This is a genomic window from Ruegeria sp. CDSC025 (assembly GCF_059610805.1).
Genome location: NZ_JBXWOJ010000005.1, coordinates 117523 through 139131, shown reverse-complemented (window position 1 = coordinate 139131; position 21609 = coordinate 117523). Strand labels below are relative to the sequence as shown.

18 protein-coding genes and 1 tRNA gene are annotated in these 21609 nt (G+C 57.5%); 11 read left to right on the top strand and 8 right to left on the bottom strand.

Translation table 11 applies throughout. From position 1 onward, the window contains the following. Nucleotides 1–4 precede the first annotated feature (4 nt). From AC2FH8_RS09830 to AC2FH8_RS09815, 4 genes are all read left to right on the top strand, one after another. The gene (locus tag AC2FH8_RS09830) at nucleotides 5–961 is read left to right on the top strand and encodes an ABC transporter permease (protein ID WP_142636701.1); all 957 of its coding nucleotides are present in this window, start codon (nucleotides 5–7) and stop codon (nucleotides 959–961) included. Next, the gene (locus AC2FH8_RS09825; RefSeq protein ID WP_142636698.1) at nucleotides 961–1776 is read left to right on the top strand and encodes an ABC transporter permease; all 816 of its coding nucleotides are present in this window, start codon (nucleotides 961–963) and stop codon (nucleotides 1774–1776) included. The genes AC2FH8_RS09830 and AC2FH8_RS09825 overlap by 1 nt, the downstream gene beginning before the upstream one ends. Then, nucleotides 1773–3410, top strand: a complete 1638-nt coding sequence (locus tag AC2FH8_RS09820) for an ABC transporter ATP-binding protein (protein ID WP_142636696.1) — start codon at nucleotides 1773–1775, stop codon at nucleotides 3408–3410. The genes AC2FH8_RS09825 and AC2FH8_RS09820 overlap by 4 nt, the downstream gene beginning before the upstream one ends. A 143-nt stretch (nucleotides 3411–3553) precedes the next feature. After that, a complete protein-coding gene (locus tag AC2FH8_RS09815) occupies nucleotides 3554–4390 on the top strand; it encodes an alkaline phosphatase family protein (RefSeq protein WP_496689647.1) in 837 nt (278 codons plus the stop codon). Nucleotides 4391–4394: 4 nt separating this feature from the next. Here the strand turns inward: AC2FH8_RS09815 and AC2FH8_RS09810 are convergent, their stop codons facing one another. The 8 genes from AC2FH8_RS09810 to AC2FH8_RS09775 form a co-directional block, all read right to left on the bottom strand. Beyond that, nucleotides 4395–5318 carry an alpha/beta hydrolase gene (locus AC2FH8_RS09810; RefSeq protein WP_496689645.1) on the bottom strand — a complete coding sequence of 308 codons (924 nt, stop codon included), beginning with the start codon at nucleotides 5316–5318 and terminating at the stop codon, nucleotides 4395–4397. A 13-nt stretch (nucleotides 5319–5331) separates the two neighbouring features. Then, nucleotides 5332–7221 (bottom strand): acyl-CoA synthetase, encoded by a 1890-nt coding sequence (locus AC2FH8_RS09805; protein WP_496689643.1) that lies wholly within the window; start codon nucleotides 7219–7221, stop codon nucleotides 5332–5334. 151 nt (nucleotides 7222–7372) lie between these two features. After that, entirely contained in the window at nucleotides 7373–9193 is a 1821-nt protein-coding gene (locus AC2FH8_RS09800) for an ABC transporter transmembrane domain-containing protein (RefSeq protein ID WP_496689641.1), read from the bottom strand. 127 nt (nucleotides 9194–9320) lie between these two features. After that, nucleotides 9321–9395: transfer RNA gene (locus AC2FH8_RS09795), tRNA-Gly, on the bottom strand. A gap of 138 nt (nucleotides 9396–9533) precedes the next feature. Further along, nucleotides 9534–10670 carry an N-acetylglucosamine-6-phosphate deacetylase gene (gene nagA, locus AC2FH8_RS09790; RefSeq protein ID WP_282027563.1) on the bottom strand — a complete coding sequence of 379 codons (1137 nt, stop codon included), beginning with the start codon at nucleotides 10668–10670 and terminating at the stop codon, nucleotides 9534–9536. Then, nucleotides 10667–11695 (bottom strand): SIS domain-containing protein, encoded by a 1029-nt coding sequence (locus AC2FH8_RS09785; protein ID WP_496689639.1) that lies wholly within the window; start codon nucleotides 11693–11695, stop codon nucleotides 10667–10669. Before AC2FH8_RS09785 ends, nagA begins: the two co-directional genes overlap by 4 nt. Before the next feature lie 19 nt (nucleotides 11696–11714). Next, a complete protein-coding gene (locus AC2FH8_RS09780; RefSeq protein ID WP_496689637.1) occupies nucleotides 11715–12464 on the bottom strand; it encodes a GntR family transcriptional regulator in 750 nt (249 codons plus the stop codon). Further along, nucleotides 12451–13326 (bottom strand): glucosamine kinase nucleotide-binding domain-containing protein, encoded by an 876-nt coding sequence (locus tag AC2FH8_RS09775; RefSeq protein ID WP_496689635.1) that lies wholly within the window; start codon nucleotides 13324–13326, stop codon nucleotides 12451–12453. Before AC2FH8_RS09775 ends, AC2FH8_RS09780 begins: the two co-directional genes overlap by 14 nt. Nucleotides 13327–13497: 171 nt before the next feature. On the opposite strand from AC2FH8_RS09775, the gene AC2FH8_RS09770 reads away from it, so the two are divergent. The 7 genes from AC2FH8_RS09770 to AC2FH8_RS09740 all read left to right on the top strand — a co-directional run bounded on the left by AC2FH8_RS09770 (nucleotide 13498) and on the right by AC2FH8_RS09740 (nucleotide 21609). Further along, nucleotides 13498–14382, top strand: a complete 885-nt coding sequence (locus AC2FH8_RS09770) for an N-acetylmuramic acid 6-phosphate etherase (protein ID WP_281994952.1) — start codon at nucleotides 13498–13500, stop codon at nucleotides 14380–14382. Nucleotides 14383–14406: 24 nt separating this feature from the next. Then, the gene (locus tag AC2FH8_RS09765) at nucleotides 14407–15660 is read left to right on the top strand and encodes an ABC transporter substrate-binding protein (RefSeq protein ID WP_496689633.1); all 1254 of its coding nucleotides are present in this window, start codon (nucleotides 14407–14409) and stop codon (nucleotides 15658–15660) included. Between the two features lie 65 nt (nucleotides 15661–15725). Further along, complete coding sequence (locus AC2FH8_RS09760) at nucleotides 15726–16640, top strand: carbohydrate ABC transporter permease (RefSeq protein ID WP_142636674.1); 915 nt, start codon at nucleotides 15726–15728, stop codon at nucleotides 16638–16640. Nucleotides 16641–16650: 10 nt separating this feature from the next. Beyond that, nucleotides 16651–17490, top strand: a complete 840-nt coding sequence (locus AC2FH8_RS09755) for a carbohydrate ABC transporter permease (RefSeq protein ID WP_271949335.1) — start codon at nucleotides 16651–16653, stop codon at nucleotides 17488–17490. Further along, a complete protein-coding gene (locus AC2FH8_RS09750) occupies nucleotides 17487–18521 on the top strand; it encodes a Gfo/Idh/MocA family protein (protein ID WP_496689631.1) in 1035 nt (344 codons plus the stop codon). The genes AC2FH8_RS09755 and AC2FH8_RS09750 overlap by 4 nt, the downstream gene beginning before the upstream one ends. Continuing rightward, nucleotides 18518–19513, top strand: coding sequence for an ABC transporter ATP-binding protein (locus AC2FH8_RS09745; RefSeq protein WP_496689629.1), 996 nt, complete (start codon nucleotides 18518–18520; stop codon nucleotides 19511–19513). The genes AC2FH8_RS09750 and AC2FH8_RS09745 overlap by 4 nt, the downstream gene beginning before the upstream one ends. 206 nt (nucleotides 19514–19719) lie before the next feature. After that, nucleotides 19720–21609 (top strand): PhoX family protein, encoded by a 1890-nt coding sequence (locus AC2FH8_RS09740; RefSeq protein WP_496689627.1) that lies wholly within the window; start codon nucleotides 19720–19722, stop codon nucleotides 21607–21609.

Sequence of the window (21609 nt, the reverse complement as noted above, 5' to 3'; positions counted from 1 at the left end):
GATCATGCATCCTATCATCAAATTGGTTTCCCAGCGCCTTGCGCTGGGACTCCTATTGCTGTTTGGCGCTTCGGCCCTGATTTTTGGCCTGACCGAAGCCCTGCCCGGAGACGCCGCGCAAGCCGTCCTGGGACAGTCCGCAACTCCTGAGGCTCTTGCTAACTTACGTGAGGAAATGGGGCTGAACCGCCCTGCCCTGACCCGATACGCCGAATGGCTGGGCGGGATCGTTCAAGGCGATCTGGGCCAATCGATGACCAACAAACTGGATATCGCTGAAAGCATCGGCAAGCGCCTGGGCAACACGCTGTTCCTGGCTTGTGCCGCCGCCGTCGTCTCCGTACCACTCGCTATCTTCCTTGGCTTGTTGGCCGTCCGCTATCGCAACCGTATGCCGGACAAATTGATCTCGGCTGTGACCTTGACCACGGTTTCGATCCCCGAATTCCTGATCGGCTACGTGATTATCTATTTCGTTTCCGTAAAACTGGGCTGGTTTTCCTCGCTTGCGATGATCAACGATTCGATGTCCTTCGGCGAAAAGCTCTATGCAATCGCCTTGCCGGCCTTTGTGCTGACGCTGGTGGTATTGGCACAGATGATGCGGATGACCCGCGCCGCAATCCTAAACCTGATGCAGTCGGCCTATATCGAAACGGCTGAGCTGAAAGGTTTGTCCAGTTTTCAGGTCATCGCGCGACATGCCTTCCCCAACGCGATTTCGCCCATTGTCAACGTTGTTATGCTGAACCTGGCCTATCTGGTCGTGGGCGTCGTCGTGGTCGAAGTGGTGTTCGTTTACCCTGGCATGGGGCAATATCTTGTGGACTCGGTGACCAAGCGTGACGTGCCTGTGGTTCTGGCCTGCGGCGTTGTCTTCGCTGCGGTCTATATCGGGCTAAACATGGTTGCCGATATCGTGTCCATCCTTGCCAATCCAAGACTGAGGCACCCGAAATGATGAAGAATCTTCCTATTTCGGCCATGATCGGTCTGTTTTTCACCGGGCTGTACTTTTTCGTGGCGCTCGCGGCACCCCTGATCGCTCCTTACGGCATGGCTGAGGTGGTCGGTGATGTCTGGGAACCGTCCAGTGCCAAACACCTGTTGGGTACGGACAATATCGGGCGCGATCTGCTAACTCGCATGATCTATGGCGGGCGCACGACCATCTTTATCGCTGCTGCTGCCACAATCCTCAGCTTTGCCACCGGCACCACGCTGGGCTTGCTGGCCGCTGTTCTTGGTGGCTGGGCCGATCAGGTCCTCAGCCGAGCGGTTGACCTGGTCATGTCGATCCCGACACTGATCCTGGCGCTGGTCATTCTGGCGATTGTCCCGGTGACTGTCCCGATCCTGATCCTGGTGATGGGCCTGCTGGATGCCACACGCCCCTATCGCCTGTCGCGATCTGTCGCTGTGGATATCAATGTGATGGACTATGTTGAGGCTGCCAAGCTGCGCGGTGAGGGTCGTATCTGGATCATCTTCCGGGAAATCCTGCCCAATGCTCTGTCGCCTCTGGTGGCCGAGTTCGGATTGCGGTTCATCTTTATGGTTCTGTTTATCTCGACCCTCTCGTTCCTGGGTCTGGGCGTCCAACCGCCGCTGGCGGATTGGGGTGGAATCGTGAAGGAAAACAAAGACGGTATCGTCTATGGCATCGGCGCGGCGCTATATCCGGCTGTTGCCATCGCGACCCTCGCCATCTCGGTCAACCTTGTTGCTGACTGGGTCCTGAACCGTACCACATCGCTGAAAGGAGGCCGGGGATGAGTGATACCCTTCTCAAGGTCCGCGACCTCAAAATCGGCGCGACCGTCTATCCACCGGGTGAAAAACCCCATGATATCGAAATCGTGCACGGGGTCAGCTTTGACCTTGAACGCGGCAAGGTGTTGGGGCTGATCGGTGAATCCGGGGCCGGTAAATCCACCATTGGTCTGGCCTCAATGGCCTATGGCCGTGGTGGTGTTGAACTCACCGGCGGAGAGGTTTGGGTTAACGGGCGCGATATCCTGAAAACCCCGCATAGCGATATCCGTAATCTGCGCGGAGGCGAAGTAGCATATGTTTCGCAATCCGCTGCAGCATCGTTCAACCCAGCCAAGAAGATCATGGATCAGGTGATCGAAGCCGCGGTGGAGCACAAGAAGTTCTCGCGTAAAGAGGCCGAAGCCCGCGCGCGGGAACTGTTCGCCAAACTGGGGCTTCCCGATCCGGACAATATTGGTGATCGCTATCCGCACCAAGTTTCGGGCGGTCAGCTACAGCGGTGTATGACAGCACTGGCGCTTTGTCCTGAGCCTGATCTGGTGGTGTTCGACGAACCGACAACTGCGCTGGATGTAACCACCCAGATCGATGTTCTGATGGCCATTAAGGAAGCCATTCGTGATACCGGCGTTGCCGCGCTCTATATCACCCACGATCTGGCCGTCGTTGCACAAGTCAGCGACGACATCATGGTTCTGCGCATGGGTAACACGGTTGAGTACGGCAACACCGATCAGATCATCAACAACCCGCAGGAAGAGTATACCAAGGCGCTGGTCTCGGTCCGCTCCATCGAACATGAAGAAAAGAAGCCAACATCCGAACCAGTGCTGACAGTTGACGGGATCACTGCGCGCTATAAGGGGCTAAATTTCGACGTCCTGCACAACGTCAATGTCGAGCTCCATCCAGGCCAAACATTAGCGGTTGTGGGCGAATCCGGTTCTGGCAAGTCCACGCTGGCACGGGTGATCACCGGTCTGCTTCCGCCGCGCGATGGCGAGATCAATTTCGCCGGACGCAAGCTCAGTGGCGACCTGAAGGGCCGCAGCCGTGAAGACCTGCGCGAATTGCAGATGATCTATCAGATGGCAGACGTGGCAATGAACCCGCGTCAAACCGTTGGAACGATCATCGGGCGCCCGCTGGAGTTCTACTTCAACATGCGCGGCGCCGAAAAGCGCAAGCGGATCGTGGAACTGCTGGATGAGATCGAGCTGGGCGAGAAGTACATGGATCGCTATCCGGCGGAACTGTCTGGCGGCCAGAAACAGCGTGTTTGCATTGCGCGTTCATTGGCGGCCAAGCCCAAGATGATCATCTGTGATGAGGTCACCTCGGCGCTGGATCCGCTGGTGGCGGATGGTATCCTCAAACTGCTGCTGGACCTGCAGAAGATCGAGGATGTGGCCTATCTGTTCATCACCCACGATCTGGCAACAGTGCGCGCGATCAGCGACAGTATTGCGGTGATGTATCAGGGCCGAGTCGTCCGCTACGGCCCCAAATCGCAGGTGCTGAGCCCACCGTTTGATGACTATACCGACCTACTGCTCAGCTCTGTCCCCGAAATGCATCTGGGCTGGCTGGAAGAGGTCGTCGCCCACCGCAAAATGGAAAGCGCCGGGAACTGATCCCGGCCCTTCCCGTAAGTTTATGAAATCCCGGCGCCATTCGATCAAGGTGTCGGGATTTTGCCGTTCGGGGCGGGATCAGGCAGCCAGACCGCACCGAATCTTTTAGGGTCGGCTGAAGCAATCTGAAAAAGGGTCAGAGCATGGACCGCAAACTTCTCCTCATCATTCTGGACGGTGTTCCATGGCGCAATTTCCGTCGCTTGTTCGGCAATCTGGAAGGCTGGGTCGACACCGGCGAGGCGCGCGTTTGGAAGAAGCGCGCTGTGCTGCCGTCAATCTCGGCAAGCTGCTATGCCTCGATCCATACCGGTGTAACACCGCAGGAGCATGGCTGTACCGGCAATGGCAACGTGTTCCGCCTGAGTCAGAAGGACATCTTCAGCCAAGTGCGCGAAGCCGGCGGCGTGACTGGGGCTGTGGCCCACAGCTTCTGGTCGCAATTCTTTAATCGCCATCCATTCGACTATGTCCGCGATGTTGAATATGACGAGCCCAACAGCAAAACGATCAATCATGGACGGTTCCACACTATGACAGGCTATGGCAAAGCCAACCAGATGACGCCCTGTGACGTCGATCTGTTCGCAACGCTGACCAATCTCTGCCTACGCCATGGCTTGGACTATGGATTGCTGCATACCAGCACTTTGGACAGCATGGGTCATAGGTTCTTTCATGAATGTGAAGAGATGGACCATGCCTGTTTCGTGATGGACGAAATGCTGGCCCCGTTTATCCCGCGCTGGCGGCAATTGGGTTACGACGTCATCGTCACCGCAGATCACGGCCAGGACGATCGTGGCCATCACGGTGGGCGTGGCGCATTGCAGCAGGAAACCGCGCTGTATTACTTCGGTGACGCCGAAGGCCCCGATGCGGACGCTGTGATCGACCAGCTACAGCTGGCGCCCACGATTCTGGACCGTTTGGGTGCCCCGATTGCCGAGACCATGAAGGGTCAGCCCTTCTTGAAGTAGGGGATCAGTCGTAGGGCCAGATCTGCTGGCCCAACGCCTCTATCGCCACCGAGATCCTCTCGAAGCTGTCCGCCGCACGTTTGACCATGGTGCGCGCCCGCAGATAGCCGTGCACAAGGCCGGGTTCATTGATGCAATGAGCCTGCCCACCTGCAGCCCTGATCTGCTCGCAATAGATCGCACCATCATCACGTAAGGGATCACAATCTGCAGTTACCACCACGGTCGGGGGCAGCCCCGAGAAATCCGTGTCATGCAATGGAGCGAATGTCGGGTCGTTTTCCGGCACATCTCCGCCACAGCGCACCTTCTCGTAAAAACTCACATCCTCCAGCGCCAGCAAAGGCGCATGGGCATGTTCCTTATAGGAACCACGGGATGAATCTCCGCCCAAGCCTGGATAGATGAGGACCTGACCAAGAAGATTGTCGAACTGCGTCCGTCCGTGCTGTGAAACTGCGGCGGCCAGATTTCCACCCGCGCTGTCGCCCACCAGAACGAAAGGGTCCTGGAACTCTTGCACCGCCCAGTTGGTTGCCGCCCAGCTATCGTGAAACTGGGCAGGATGAATATGTTCGGGGCTCAGGCGGTAATCCACGGCAATCACCCGATACCCAGTTTGTGCACAAAGTTCGGCACAGACATCGTCGTGACTGTCCAGCCCGCCGACGACAAACCCGCCGCCGTGGAAATAGATCACCGTCCGGCTTGGATTGCCTGCGGTGTAAATGCGAACAGGCACGCCATCGGCGCGCCTGTCTTCTGTTTCAACACCCATTGGGCGAGGCTGGCGAAAATCCTTGCACATTACGTCATAGACGCCGCGCTGATCTTCGATCGACAATTCGACCGCGTCATCAGGATAGCTTTCAGCCGTTCGTCTTATGAACGCCCAGGTTTCTTCATCAATCAGACGTTCATAGTCCATAGCCCCTCCGCGATCAGGCAGCCCACTCCCATGGCCGGGTGAACGATCCCAGCACTTTGCTGACATCGTCGTCCGAGGAACCGTTGGCGTCAAGCTGCGCGACAAGTCCGCGCTTTTTATCATCCAGAACCGAAACCACACGCGCAGCAACGCCTGCGTCTTCAAGCGCACCGTTGTAGATGCGTGTGATCGCCTGCTTACGTAGCTCGGGCTTAAAGACTTTGCCCACTGCCGTCTTGGGCAGTTCGTCCAGAATTGTCATGTGCTTAGGTTGCGCGGCACGCTCGTGAACGTGAACTCTGCAGTATTCCATCAGCTCCTGCTCTGTCACACTGGCCCCAGAGACCAGTTCGACAAAGGCACAGGGCACTTCGCCCGCATGGGCGTCTGGTTGACCGATCGCACCGGCAAATGCCACGGCCTCATGCCCCAACAGCGCCTCTTCGATCTCGGCCGGGTCGATATTGTGCCCGCCGCGAATGATCAAATCCTTGGCACGACCGGTGATCCACAAATAGCCATCATCGTCAAACCGGCCCAAATCACCGGTGCGCAGATATTTGTCATAGTGGAACAGGCCCACGTTCTTTTCGACCTCTGTATACGTGTTGCCCGCAAATACGCCGGGGTTCGAGATACAGATCTCACCAATCTGATCAGTGCCACATTCGGTCGGACCGTCGGGCCCATCCTGCAGGATTTTCACATCCGTATAAGGGAACGGAACGCCAATCGAACCGATCTTCTTTTCGCCATCCACCGGGTTGCACGACACTAGGCAGGTGGCTTCGGTCAGGCCATAGCCTTCGACTATAGTGACGCCGGTGGCCTCTTCAAAGCGACGGAACAGTTCAACCGGCAAAGGAGCCGAGCCTGAGAAGGCCGTTTTCACTGACGAGATATCAGCGTCGACAGGGCGCTGCATTTTGGCAGAGATCGCTGTCGGAACCGTGATGATAAAGCTGACTTTCCAACGCTCGATCAGTTTCCAGAAATTGTCGAAAACGCCATCCCCGCGATATCCTTGAGGCGTCGGGAAGACCACATGCGCACCCGAACTCACTGCAGCCATGACGATCACATGCACAGCAAAGACGTGGAACATGGGCAGTGGGCACATGACCACATCGTTTTCGTCGAACAACAAGGTGCCACCACACCAGCCATTATAGATCAGGCCGGAATATTTGTGTTGTGCAACCTTGGGCATGCCGGTTGTACCACCAGTATGGAAATAGCACGCAACACGGTCTGATTTACTGTCTTCGAATGTCAGTGTCTCGGGCTGTTTCGCCAGCTCTTTGCTGAAATTCAAATAGTCCGCATGAGCCAATTTAGCCTTGTCGCCCATTTTGGGACGCACAAGGGGCACGATCCACGATTTCGGAGGCGTCAGATAGCGATTCAGGTCGATTTCCAGAATTGTGTTCACACCGGGCGCGTGGCGTACGGCCTCTTCCACCTTCTGTGCAACATCGGCTTTGGGAAATGATTTTAGCGTCACAACAACCTTGGCTTTCGTCTCGCGCAAAATTGCTGCGATTTGCTCGGGCTCCAACAACGGGTTGATCGGGTTCACGATCCCAGCGACGGCCCCTCCCATAAGGGTCACCAGAGTTTCGTTGCAGTTGGGCAGAACATAGGCCACCACATCGTTTTCACCGATACCCAGAGATCTGAAAAGATTGGCGGCCTGATTGACCTTACCCAGCAGATCAGACCACGTCAGTGTCTCGGCCTTATCGGTTGGGCCGGAAAACAGCTGAAAGCTAATGGCCTTGTGGTCGGGGAACTTGGCCGCCGTTCGAGAAAGTAACTGATGAAAGGTTACCGGTACGTCTCGATCCTCCCACGGCATTTCATTTTCTATTCTTGCCTTATCGTCTAATCCCGCGAATGCCATTAGTTCCTCCCTGTACTTTTACTGCGTCACGCGCAGGCTCTCATCTAGGATGAAAGTAAAACCCGCTCATGTGCAAGTAAGGGCTTAACGGCAGAACAACCCAGAATGTAGAATGACGCTGGGGCGCAAAACAAAATATCTCGCCATCAGGTTACTCTGCTGCAACACCATCGGTAAATTGCAACCGTGCCAAACGCGCGTACAGCCCATCCTGCGATACCAGATCGTCATGCGTTCCCTGCGCAACGATCTGCCCGTTCTCCAGGACGATGATGCGGTCGGCTTTTTTCACGGTTGCCAATCTGTGCGCAACAATCAGCGTCGTCCGCCCTGCACGCAACCTGTCGACAGCCCCTTGCACAGCGCGCTCGCTTTCAGCGTCCAATGCCGATGTCGCCTCATCCAACAACAGGATCGGAGCATCGCGCAAAATGGCGCGGGCGATGGCGATCCGCTGTTTTTGTCCCCCGGACAGCATGACGCCTCGCTCTCCTACAAAGCTGTCATAGCCTTCGGGCAGCGTCGAGATGAATTCGTGGGCCGCAGCTGCGCGGGCTGCGTCTTCAACCTCGGCATCCGTCGCATCGAGCCGCCCAAATCGGATATTTTCGCGCGCCGATGCTGCGAATATCGTGGGATCCTGAGGCACAAGTGCCATATGACGGCGGAAATTGGAACGATCCAAATCTCGCAGGTCAATGCCATCCAAACAAACGCGTCCCGAGTCAGGATCATAGAATCGCTGAATCATCTGGATCACGGTTGTTTTTCCGGCCCCCGAGGGGCCGACAAATGCGACGGTTTCCCCGGGGTTGACTGTCAGCGACAGTTCATTCAACGCCACGACATCTGGACGCGCCGGGTAGCGGAAAGTCACATCGTCGAACTGAATCTCGCCGCGCACGGGCGCGGGGAAAACTTGCGCCTGGCCGGGATCGTTCACGGTGTCCTGAGCATTCAACAGCTCGACCAACCGCTCGGTCGCACCGGCCGCACGCTGCAATTCGCTCCAGATTTCGGACAGGGCCGCAACCGAACCGGCCATGATGATCGAATAGATCACGAACTGGATCAGAACGCCCTCGGTCATGACACCATTGCGGACATCATTCGCCCCCATCCACAACACGCCCACGATTCCGGAAAACACCAGGAATATAACGATGACGGTCAGCACGGCCCGGGTCTGAATTCGGCGCAGCGAGACAGTATAGGACGTTTCGGTCATCTCACCGAATTGATTTCGGCTGGCCTGCTCATGGGTAAAGGCCTGAACGGTTTGAACCGCGCTCAGCGCCTCGCCGGCATTGCCTGATGAGGCTGCGATCCAGTCTTGGTTTTCCCGGCTAATAACCCGCAGGCGCCGCCCCAATACCAGTATCGGAACCACAACCAGCGGAATCAGCAGCAAGACCATCCCGGTCAGCTTGGCCGAGGTCAGCAGCATCAGCACAAGCCCGCCCAGAAACATCAACATATTGCGTAGAGCGATCGAGACCGACGAGCCCAGCACGGATTGAATCAGCGTGGTGTCGGTCGTGATCCGGCTCAGCACCTCACCCGTCATGATACGTTCATAGAATTCGGGGCTCATCCCGATGACGCGATCAAAAACGGCTTTGCGGATATCGGCGACAACGCGTTCACCCAGGCGCGTAACAAGCGCGTAGCGGATGCCTGTTCCGACGGCCAGAATCGCGGCGATGCCCAGCGCCGCCAGAAAGTACCAATCCAGTAGCTCTCCGTCTTCGATCCGAAAGTTGTCGACCACACGGCGGACAGCCAAAGGCAATGTCAGCGTCATGCTGGCGGTCAGAACCAAGGCCAAAGAGGCCCCAATCATTTGCAATCGATAAGGCTTCATGAATGGCCAGAGCGAAGCCAGAACACCGATCTTCCTGGACCTGGCCCGTTCCTCAGCCGCACCGGGTGCGGGTTTTGCTGCTGGACTGGCTGAGACGGGTTTTGCCATGTCAGGCCCTTACTTCGTGTTCGAATTCCGGTATCCCGCTTCTTGGCGTCTACAACCCGCCGGGTCAAGCGGTGCAGCCGAATGGCCCAAACGAAAGGCTATTTGACGCAGATTTTTGGGGCTGATTTGGAGCGGGCGGCGGGAATCGAACCCGCTTCATCAGCTTGGAAGGCTGAGGTAATAGCCAGTATACGACGCCCGCTCAGCGGTGGCTGGTTTATGCCATGCCCAAGGTGTCGTCAAGCACAGTTCGCACGCGAAATTCAAAATCATATGACACCCGGGGACGGACCCCGGCGCATCGGTAATCCCGGGGTCGTTTCGGCAGCGGGCGGCTTATTCAACGCGCGGCATTCGCCCATTCGCAAGATTCAAGATCCGCCGAAATACGGATCATGGATGCCAGATTCTTACTGGAAGATTCGGCCAAACCAATCAACTTCGCAGGATAGGTCGTTGCGGCGCTCAGCGCATCCTTCAGCGGGACACCGGCATTTTTAACAAGGATGCGAACAGCCGTCGTCAGATCCAGGTCAGCCCCTGCCAGCGTTCCATTTTCAAGCGTCAGGCGGCCATCCGTTCTGGTAATACGGCGCCCTTCAAGGTTGAATTCGGCATCCTCTGTTCCGGCAACAGCCATGGCATCGCTGACCAGAAATATCCGGGCCGGGCCGGTCTTTGCCGCCCATGCCGCCCGCATGACCTCAGGGTGTACGTGTATACTGTCGGCAATCAGACCCGCAGACAAACCCGCATTAGCCAGCGCCGCCCCCACAAGACCAGGCTCGCGGTTTCCAAGCTGGCTCATGGCGTTGAACAGATGTGTGACACAGCGGGCGCCCGCCGCAGCATAACGTTGACAGGTCGCAAAATCCGCATCGCTATGACCCAGAGACACCAGAATTCCGGCCTCAGCCAAAGAGGTAACCTGTCGCTCAGACACAGCTTCTGGCGCCAGGGTTACTTTAAGGCAAGGCAATCGGCTGGCCGCGGCTATCAGGGTGGTCAGATCCTCTTCATCCATCGGGCGGATCAGCGCGGCGTCATGCGCCCCTTTTCGCGCCAACGAAAGATGCGGTCCCTCCAGATGCAGTCCAGCGACACCGAGAACACCGACATCCACAGCCTTGATCGCGGCCTCTATTGCCTGCTGGGTCTTGGCCGCAGTGTCGGTAATCAGGGTGGGCAAAAAGGATGCGACGCCAAGCTTTCTATGCGCTTGAGAAATGCGCTGGATAGTCTCGACAGAAGGGTCATCGTTGAACATGACACTTCCGCCGCCATTGACCTGTAGGTCCACAAATCCGGGGCAGAGAATATCACCGTTCAGATCGACCTGCTGCCCGGCGATTTTGGTTCCGTCTGCCGGGGTGATCTCGGACAAATTACCTTGGCGAAACACAACCGCCTGCCCCTCCAGCAGGTGTGTGCCGTCGAAATAGGCGCCGTTTCTGAATACAACCGTCTCAGAGGTCATACAGTTTCCGTAACTTTCTTAAGGTGACGCGGGGCATCAGGGTCAATTCCGCGATTGCAGGCGACCGATTCAACCATGCTGTAGAACGATGTGATGGCGCTGATGGGATCGGTCAGCCAATGGTCCGTTCTGACGACCGGCAGAGGCTGCGCCCGTTTCACCGCCGATGTTGTGGCAAAAACGGTAGCCCCTTTTGCCGCCAACGCATCAGCCGCTTCTGCCGTTGTTTGTTCAGCGGCATCACTGGCAGCGAACACAATGGTTGGAAACCCTTCTTCAACGATTGAGACCGGCCCGTGCAGAACTTCTGCAGTCGAATAGCTCTCGGCGTGGATCTGGCAGGTCTCTTTGATTTTCAGCGCCGCTTCATTCGAGATCGCCAGCGATGGACCGCGACCCAAGGTAAACAGGGACCGGCCGGAAATCGCATTGGCGGCCGGGGTCCAGTCGCATTGGGCAGCCTTCCCAAGATACCCGGGCAGTGACCATATGGCCTGCTTCAGCTCTGCCTCATCCGCGATTTCCGCCAGCAACCACAGCCCCGCCACCAGAGACGTCACAAAGGTCTTGGTTGCTGCCACACTCAATTCCGGTCCCGCATGAAGAGGCAGGACGGCGTCCGTGGCATCTGCCAGGTGGGATTCCGTATTGTTCGTAATGGCGACCGTCACGGCACCAGATCGTTTCAGCGCGCGCGTCATGCCAACGATGTCCGGGCTTTGACCAGATTGCGACACCGATATGCTCAACGCACACTGCGCCCGAAGCTCGGCACCATAGATCGAGTTGACCGAGGGCCCGACCGAGGCAACAGGAAGGTTCAGCAATAGTTCGCATGCATATTTCAGATAGGTGCAGGCGTGATCCGAAGATCCTCGCGCCACCGAGACCAGAAAACGCGGGTCTGCGTCGCGCGCCAACTGGGCAGCGTGGCGGATATTGTCAGCCCCATTGCTTAGCAATCGGTCTACGGCATCAGGAATTTCCAGAATTTCCTGACGCATCTTCGAGAGTTCTACGGACATCTAGTTCCGTCCTTTCAGGTTACAACCGCAATTCAGCGACAAAATCATACGCATCGCCGCGATAAAGCGAGCGTGTCAGTTCGGCGACGCGTCCGTTTCTGAGAAAAGAAACACGTTCAATATTCAGCCCGGCGGCTCCCTCGGGAACATCAAGAAGTTCAGCCTCACGCGCGGCCAAATTCAGGGCCGAGATCTTCTGAACCGCCCGAACAGGACGGCGGCCCAGCCGATTCAAGACCTCGTACAGAGAGGTGGTCACCTCGATCGGGTTCGGCAGGATATCCAAAGGTAACGCCGCTTTTTCCAGCGCCAATGGACGGCCATCGGCTTCGCGCAATCGGTAGATACGAGAGATTTGCTCACCCTCGGACAAGCTCAAGGCGGCAATCTCTTCTTGGGTCGGCGCAAAGACCCCCCGCTCCAGCCATTTCGACGCGGTTTTCATTCCACGGCTGGACATGTCTTCGGTGAACGAAGTCAGATGTGTCAGCGATTGTTCGACCCGTGGGATGCGCTCGCGGATGAACGAGCCCGAGCCCTGGCGCTGTTCGATCACGCCCTCTTGGACAAGCTCTTGAATCGCCTTTCTCACGGTGACGCGCGAAAGGTCCGTGATCTCGACAAGTTCTCTCTCGGACGGAAGCGACGATTTGGGGGGCAGAACACCCGTATCAATGCCCTCCTGCAGCCTTCGCCGTAGTTGGACATATCGCGGCCCATTATCAGCGGTCAGCCAGGAATCCGAACGCAGAAAATCAGCAATGCTCATGTTCGACCTCCTTTGCCAAGGCGAGCGCCCCGTCGAGCGGTTCTCCTAACGGCGCGCGCAGGTCGGATTGCATGTTTTCGGGCAGATACGACGCGTATTGACCACCAATACCGCCCGTCAGACACAGCGCGGCTCCCGGGCTCCACCCCAAATGCGTGGCGGTATCCGCCAGATAGGCAGCACCTGCCCGCATGATTTGTTGCGCAACCACGTCGTCATCTTGGGCAGCCATGGTCACTTTTGGTGCAATCGCTCCAAACTGCGCAGGGTCTGCAGCCCCTGCAAAACGAACGATCCCGGCAGGTCCGTCATGTTCGGACAGCAAAGTGGTCAAAAGGTCCGAACGGGTCTGCGTTCCATCAGACGCACGCAATGCCAAGGACAATGCCATCCTTCCAACCCACTGGGCCGAGGCTTCATCCCCCAAGACCGAGCCCCAGCCACCGGCAAAGCGCATGTCTCTACCAGTTTGTCTGGCCAGAAATGAGCCTGTACCACAATGGGCAATCAGCCCGTCCTGCGCACCCAGTGCCCCGCGCAAGGCAGCGGGACGATCATCCTCTATCCGGGCGTGCTTTAGACCAAGCGCATCCCTCAAACGAGTTGAGATCGCCTGATCCGTGATCCCAGCTAAACCAACAAAGGCAGGACTTGCCAACAAGCCCTCAACCCCGATGCCAAGCTTGCCAGACAGCTGGTCCAACCCCAGCTTTATCTGTGAAACGCCAGCCTGAAAATCAGTCGAGACGTTTGCAGCGCCAACTTCAACGCTGTGAGCGATTCCAGCAACCTCACAGGCCACACGACAGCGCGTTCCACCGCCATCAACGGCCAATACAGCATTATGCAGGGACTCAATCATGACAATACCAATACAATACCTATTTGATTTAGAAAAGCCTAGATTTTGGCGCTACTCGCAAATATTGCAGTTTTTCCTATAAGAACAGCACAAAACCTTCACTGAAAAGAAAATGTTGGACAGGTGGTATTAAATAGGTATTGTAATCGGGAAACCTGGGAGGGGATTCTCTTGACGCTGCCGTCAACCGAACAACTGCACCGCGACGCCACCAGCCTGAGCCGCGAAGACCTGACAGGGTCGGCGCTGTTGCTGGCCGAGGGGCAGATCGCTGCGGCAGCGGCGGTGCGCTCGGCCACACAGGCTATTGCATTGGGCGCCGCTGCGATGGCCAGGACGCTCCGGTCGGGCGGCATGTTGCACTATGTTGCGGCAGGCTCGTCCGGTTTGATGGCGGCGGCTGACGCGCAAGAGCTGGGCGGAACATTCTCGATCACGCCAGACCAGTTGCGAATCCATATGGCTGGTGGTCTTCCGACGGGTGTCGAGATGTCGGGTGATTCCGAAGACGCCGACGGTGACCTGCGTGAAGCGCTGAACAGTTTGTCAGCCCGGGACACGGTGATCGCCGTATCCGCAAGCGGGTCGACCCCCTACACGATGACAGCCGCAAGCATCGCCCGTGCAAAAGGCGCGACCTTGATCGGCATCGCCAATAACGCCAACAGTCCCCTGCTGACACAGACCAACATCCCGATCCTGCTAGCCACCCCGCCCGAACTGATTTCGGGATCAACGCGGATGGGCGCGGGAACGGCGCAAAAGATCGCTTTGAATATGCTGTCGTCGCTGATGGCGCTGGACCTTGGCCACGTACATGGCGGCATGATGGTCAACCTGCGCGCGGACAATGACAAACTGCGCGCCCGCGCGGCCGGAATCGTAACCCGCATTGCCGAGGTGGACACAGACGCAGCAAAGCGCGCACTGGAAGCAACACGCGGTGATGTGAAGCCCGCCGTGCTTGTCGCCGCAAAAGGTGTTTCGGCATCCGAAGCCACTGAACGCCTACGAACATCAGACGGAATCCTAACGGCCGCACTGGCCATAGAATAATAACCATCAATCGGGAGAATATGGATGACTAAGAATAGCTTGAAACTTGCTCTGCTGGGCACGACGTTGATGGCGTCGGCTGCCTATGCGGAAGATGTGACCCTGACCATCGAAAGCTGGCGAAATGACGACCTGACCCTATGGCAGGACCAGATCATCCCTGCGTTTGAGGCCAAACACCCCGGCATCAAAGTGCAATTCACACCCTCGGCCCCGGCGGAATACAACGCCGTACTGAATTCGAAACTGGATGCGGGATCGGCGGGTGACCTGATCACCTGTCGACCGTTCGACGCATCGCTGGCCCTGTATGAGGCCGGTCATCTGAGCGACCTGTCCGGTGTCGAAGCGATGAACAACTTCTCGGATGTCGCCAAGTCGGCCTGGCAAACGGATGACGGCTCGGCCAGTTTCTGCGTTCCGATGGCGTCGGTGATCCACGGGTTCATCTATAACAAGGACGCGTTTGCCGAACTGGGTATCGAAGTTCCCACAACCGAGGACGAGTTCTTTGCCGCCCTCGACAAGATCAAGGAAGACGGCACTTATATCCCGATGGCGATGGGCACCAACGACCAGTGGGAAGCCGCCACTATGGGCTATAACAACATCGGTCCGAACTATTGGAAAGGCGAAGAGGGCCGCCAGGCGCTGATCGCGGGCGAGCAAAAGCTGACCGATGAAGCCTGGACCGCCCCCTATGCCACCCTGGCCCGTTGGGGCGTTTATCTGGGTGACGGATATGAGGCGCAGACTTATCCCGACAGCCAGAACATCTTTACCCTGGGTCGCGCAGCCGTCTACCCTGCGGGATCCTGGGAAATTTCGGGCTTCAATGCGCAGGCCGATTTCGAAATGGGCGCCTTTAAGCCGCCAGTCCAGAATGCGGGCGATACCTGCTATATCTCGGACCACACCGACATTGGCATTGGTATGAATGCGGCCACCGCGAATCCCGAAGCTGCCGAGACGTTCCTGGCCTGGGTCGCAAGCCCGGAATTCGCCGAAATCTTCGGCAACGCCCTGCCTGGCTTCTTCCCGCTCTCGAACACTCCGGTCGAGCTGCAGGACCCGCTGGCCAAGGAAATCGTAGGCTGGCGCGAAGAGTGTGAATCGACCATCCGCTCGACCTATCAAATCCTGTCGCGTGGCACACCGAACCTTGAAAACGATACCTGGGGCGCTTCTGTTGCTGCCATCAAAGGTGCAAAATCCCCCGAGGAACTGGGTGTCGAACTGCAGGAAGGCCTGGCCTCCTGGTACGCTCCGCATCAATAAGCTGATCTATACCCGGGCGGTGCCGACCGCCCGGGTAACTCCGACACCCCTTTGAAAGCAATCCCATGACCCGCCCCCGCATCCGCTGGCATATCGTTGTATTTCTGGCACCTGCCGTACTCGTCTATACCGCTGTGATGATTTTCCCGCTGTTCAACACACTGCGCCTTGCACTGTATACAGAGGTTGATCAGGCTCGCGTGTTTGTCGGATTGCAGAATTTCCGGACCCTGTTTTTCGATCCCAACTGGTCGGATCAATTCTGGAATGCTCTGGGTAATAATTTTTGGTTCTTCCTGATCCATATGTTGGTTCAGAACCCGATCGGCATCGCGCTGGCCGCCCTTCTCAGCCACCCCCGCCTACGGTTTGCCGCCCTGTATCGCTCGGCGATCTTTATTCCTACGATCCTCAGCTTTGTGATCGTGGGCTTTGCCTGGAAACTGATCCTGTCGCCGATCTGGGGCATTGCGCCTTCGATGCTGGATGCTGTTGGGCTTAAGTCCCTCTTTGCACCGTGGTTGGGCAAAGAGGAATACGCACTGACCACGCTGGCGCTGATCTCGGTCTGGCAGTTCGTAGGCATCCCGATGATGCTGATCTATGCCGCCCTGCTGACCATCCCCGAAGAAATCCTTGAGGCCGGAGAGATCGACGGCATCACCGGGGCCTCGGCCTTCTGGAAGATCAAACTACCGCTGATCCTGCCGTCGATCGGGATCATCTCGATCCTGACCTTTGTGGGCAATTTCAACGCATTCGACCTGATCTATGCCTCACAAGGCGCGCTGGCGGGGCCAGATTTCTCAACCGATATTCTAGGTACTTTCATGTATCGCACATTCTTCGGCTTCCAGTTGCAACTAGGCGACCCGCATATGGGATCGGCCATCGCCGGGGCCATGTTCGCAATCATCCTGGTGGGCGTCTGTATCTATCTGTTCGGCATCCAGACCCGGATGCGCCGGTATCAACTGTGAGGGCCAAGTGATGAACAAAGCACGCCATAACCCCCTCAACACCGTAGCGATGCACGCTGGGCTGATCCTGTATACACTGATCGCTCTGTTCCCGGTCTTTGTGATCCTGATCAACAGCTTCAAAACCCGCCGATCGATCTTTCGCGAACCGCTGGCCCTGCCCAACGCAGACAGTTTTTCGCTGATCGGCTATGAGACGGTGATGAAGCAGGGGGATTTCTTCCTCTACTTTCAGAACTCGATGATCGTCACCGTGGCGTCCCTGTTCTTTATCCTGCTGTTCGGTGCCATGGCGGCTTATGCGCTGTCCGAGTACCAGTTCAAAGGCAACCTGCTGATGGGCCTATATCTGGCACTGGGGATCATGATCCCGATCCGCATCGGCACCGTCGCAATCCTTGAGATGATGGTGGCGACCGGGTTGGTGAACTCACTTTGGGCGCTGATCCTGGTCTATACGGCACAGGGTTTGCCGCTGGCGGTGTTTATCCTGTCTGAATTCATGCGGCAGGTCAGTGATGACCTGAAAAACGCCGGGCGCATCGACGGGCTGTCGGAATACACGATCTTCTTCCGCCTGGTGCTGCCACTGGTGCGGCCCGCCATGGCGACGGTGGCGGTGTTCAACATGATCCCGATCTGGAACGACCTTTGGTTCCCGCTGATCCTGGCCCCGGCTGAGGAGACCAAGACCCTGACGCTGGGCAGCCAGGTCTTTATCGGTCAATTTGTCACCGACTGGAACGCGGTCCTGTCAGCCTTGTCGATGGCAATCCTGCCGGTCCTGGTTCTCTATGTCATATTCTCACGCCAGCTGATCCGCGGCATCACGTCAGGGGCTGTCAAATGACACGTGTTCTGATCGCAGGTCTTGGCAATATGGGGTTCAGCCACGCGCTGGCCCATCACCATCACCCGGACGTGCAAATTGCTGGGCTGGTGAACCGATCCGGGCGCGTGGATGACCCCGATCTGGCGGATTATCCTGCCTATTCGGATTTCGAAACCGCGCTGGCCGAAACAAACCCGGATCTGGTCGTGATCGCCACCTATTCCGACAGCCATGCGGATTATGCCTGTGCGGCGATGGAAGCCGGGGCGCATGTCTTTGTAGAGAAACCGCTGGCCACCAATGTCGCTGATGCGCGGCGCGTGGTCGAAACCGCCACCCGACTGAACCGCAAATTGGTTGTTGGCTACATCCTGCGCCACCACCCCTCGTGGGTGCGGCTGATTGCCGAGGCCCGCAACCTGGGTGGGCCTTATGTATTCCGCCTGAACCTGAACCAGCAATCCAGCGGCGCGGAATGGGAGACGCATAAAGCGTTGTTGCAGACCACCTCGCCCATCGTGGATTGCGGCGTTCACTATGTCGATGTGATGTGTCAGATCACCGATGCCCGGCCCGTCCGTGTCCACGGAATGGGTCTGCGCCTGTCAGATGAGATCGCGCCCGACATGTACAATTACGGGCAGTTTCAGGTGGTTTTCAATGACGGCTCGGTCGGCTGGTATGAGGCCGGCTGGGGCCCGATGATGTCGGAAACCGCGTTCTTCGTGAAAGATATAGTGTCGCCCAACGGTTCGGTCTCGATCACCGACGGGAACAAGGGTGCCTCGGCGGATATTGACGGCCACACAAAGGTTGGCGGTCTGCTAGTCCACACACCGCAAGGCGACCACACAATCGACATGCCCGGTGAACCCGGTCACCAGGAACTCTGCGATGCCGAACAGGGCTATATACTGCGCGCCATCGCCAAAGACATAGACCTGACGCGTCATATGAATGACGCTGTCCAATCCCTTGCCATTTGCCTGGCCGCAGATGAAAGCATCCGCACTGGCCAGCCCGTTTCCTTTGAGGAGCAAGCGACATGACCGCCCTGACGCTGAACAAAATCAATAAATCTTTCGGCAATGTGCATGTTCTGAAGGACATCACGCTTGAGGTCGAAGACGGCGAGTTTGTCGTCTTTGTCGGCCCCTCAGGCTGCGGCAAATCCACCCTGTTGCGGGTGATTGCGGGGCTCGAGGATGCATCGTCCGGTGAGATCAACATTGGCGGTCAGCAAGTCAATCTGGTGCCGCCATCCAAGCGCGGCATTGCGATGGTATTCCAAAGCTATGCGCTCTATCCCCACCTCAGCGTTCGGGGCAATATGACCCTTGCACTGAAGCAGGAAAAGCAGCCCAAATCGGAAATCGAAGGCCGCGTGGCCAAAGCCAGCCGGATGCTGAACCTCGAGCCCTATCTGGATCGCTTCCCCTCGGAATTGTCGGGCGGTCAGCGTCAGCGGGTTGCCATTGGCCGCGCCATCGTGCGCGAACCCAAACTGTTCCTGTTTGATGAGCCCCTGTCCAATCTGGATGCCGCGCTGCGCATGAACACGCGGATCGAGATCGCCAATCTGCATCGCGCACTGGACGCCTCGATGATCTATGTCACCCATGACCAGACCGAGGCCATGACGCTCGCCGACAAGATCGTTGTCCTGCGCGACGGCCGGGTGGAACAGATCGGCAGCCCGATGGAGCTGTATAACAACCCCGCGAACCAGTTCGTGGCCGGGTTCCTCGGCTCTCCGTCAATGAATTTCCTGCCGCAGGGGTTGCTGAACGAAAGCGGTCAGAACACGATTGGCATCCGGCCCGAGGACCTGTTTGTTGCAGATGACGGACCACTCACCTCGCGTGTCAGCCATGTTGAGAAGCTGGGCGGAGACACAAATGTCATCGCGCAGATCAACGAACACGCCATAACCGCCCGGCTGTTTGGCCAGCATGCGATATCCGAAGGGCAGGAATTGCGTTTCGCCTATTCTCCGGACAAGGCCTATCGGTTCAATGCGGACGGTCAGCGCCTTACCTGACCGCTTTTCCTGTCAAAAAGCCAATAAAAACAAGATGTGATCAGCCCGTTTTGACGGGCTGATCACATCGGCGTATCCTTACGCATCCCGAGTAAATCTGTTTCCTGAGTATCCCGGCGCCATCGTTAATGGTGCTGTTATCACCCTGTCACAAATGCCCCCTAAATGCGTTTCATCGACTTTTCACCGACAGCCAGGAGCAATCCATGAAAGACGTTGACCCTACCACACTTTCCGCCGACGACTGGGACGAGCTGCATTTCCCCCGCCCTGAAGAAAACGACTTTGACCGTGTCGTCGAAAGCGCCATTTCCCGCCGTGGATTTCTGTCCGGCGTCGTGGCCTTCGGCTCTGGCGCGGCTGCGTTGGGAACCGGCCTGCTTGGCTCGACCTCGGCGCAGGCACAAGCAGCATCCCGGTTCGCTTTCACCCCGATTGCCGCACAAACTGATAGCACCGTCCATGTGCCTGAAGGGTTTGAGTGGAAGATCTTGATGCGCTGGGGCGATCCGCTGTTTTCGGATGCCGATGGCTATGACCTCGCCGAGGGCGGCCCGGTCGAGAACTCGGACCGCATCTTTGGCGAGAATACCGACGGCATGGAGACCTTTACCTTCCAAGGTCATGAGCTGATTGCGATCAATCACGAATATCCGAACGGTAAAATCAACCTGCCCGCTGCGCAGGAAGGTGTTCCGGCCAGTGCTGACGACGTGCGCAAACTGCAGAACCTGCAGGGTGTGACGGTGATGGAAATCACCGAAGGCCCCGAAGGTTGGTCCGTGGTCAAGGACAGCCCGTTCAACCGGCGCATCCACCACAACACTGAGATGAACATCGTCGGCCCCGCTGCCGGCCACGACCTGCTGAAGACCGAGGCCGACCCGACCGGCACAACCTCGCTGGGCACCATGAACAACTGTGGTGCAGGCAAGACGCCCTGGGGCACGTATCTGACCTGCGAAGAGAACTTTAACGGCTATTTCGGGTCCAGCGACGAAAACGCCAGCTACGATCAAAAGGTCGCGGACGGCTTCAAGCGCTATGGCGTCAAAGCCGAAAGCTGGAATGGCTACGAACTGTTCGATCCGCGGTTCGACACCTCCAAAAACCCAAACGAGCCGCACCGAGTGGGATGGATCGTTGAAATCGACCCGACCAAACCGGACAGCACCCCGGTCAAACACACCGGTCTTGGCCGTTTCAAGCATGAGAATGCCGAGGTGACTCTGGCCGCTGATGGCCGCGTGGTTGTCTATATGGGTGATGATGAGCGGGGCGAGTATCTGTACAAATTCGTCTCGAACGGCACCTATCAGCCCGGCGGCGAAACCCAGAATCTGTTGAACGACGGCACGCTTTATGTGGCGAAATTCGATGACGACATGACAGGCACCTGGCTGCCGCTGACGCCGGATGCAACCGGCATGGATGCGGCGGATATTGCGATCTTCACCCGATTGGCGGCATCCAAGGCGGGTGGCACGACCATGGATCGCCCTGAATGGGTGGCGTCCAGCCCGGTAGCGGTCGAAGCCTATTGCTGCCTAACCAACAACAAGAACCGCGGCGTGAAACCAAATGCCGGGGGAGACGACACGTCGACCAATGGCCCCAACCCGCGTGAGGCCAATAAATATGGCCAGATCGTTCGCTGGAAACCGGACAACGACGACCACGCAGCCGACGCGTTCGTTTGGGATCTCTATGTCATGGCGGGTAATCCGACAGTGCATTCTGACGCCCGCGCCGGATCGGCCAATGTGAACGAGGGCAACCTGTTCAACTCACCCGACGGAATGACCATTGACTCGACTGGTCTGGTCTGGATCCAGACCGACGGCAATGACGACAACGAAGAAGACTTTGCAGGCCACGGCAACAACCAGATGCTGGTCGGTGATCCGGTCACGGGCGAAATCGCCCGCTTCATGACCGGTCCAAACGGGTGTGAGGTCACGGGGCTGGCTTGGTCCAGCGATCTGCGCACCATGTTTGTCGGCATTCAGCATCCCGGCAGCGAATGGCCGGATGGAGGCACGCCGCGCTCATCGGTGATCACGATCAAGCGCACCGATAACGGGCTGGTCGGTTAA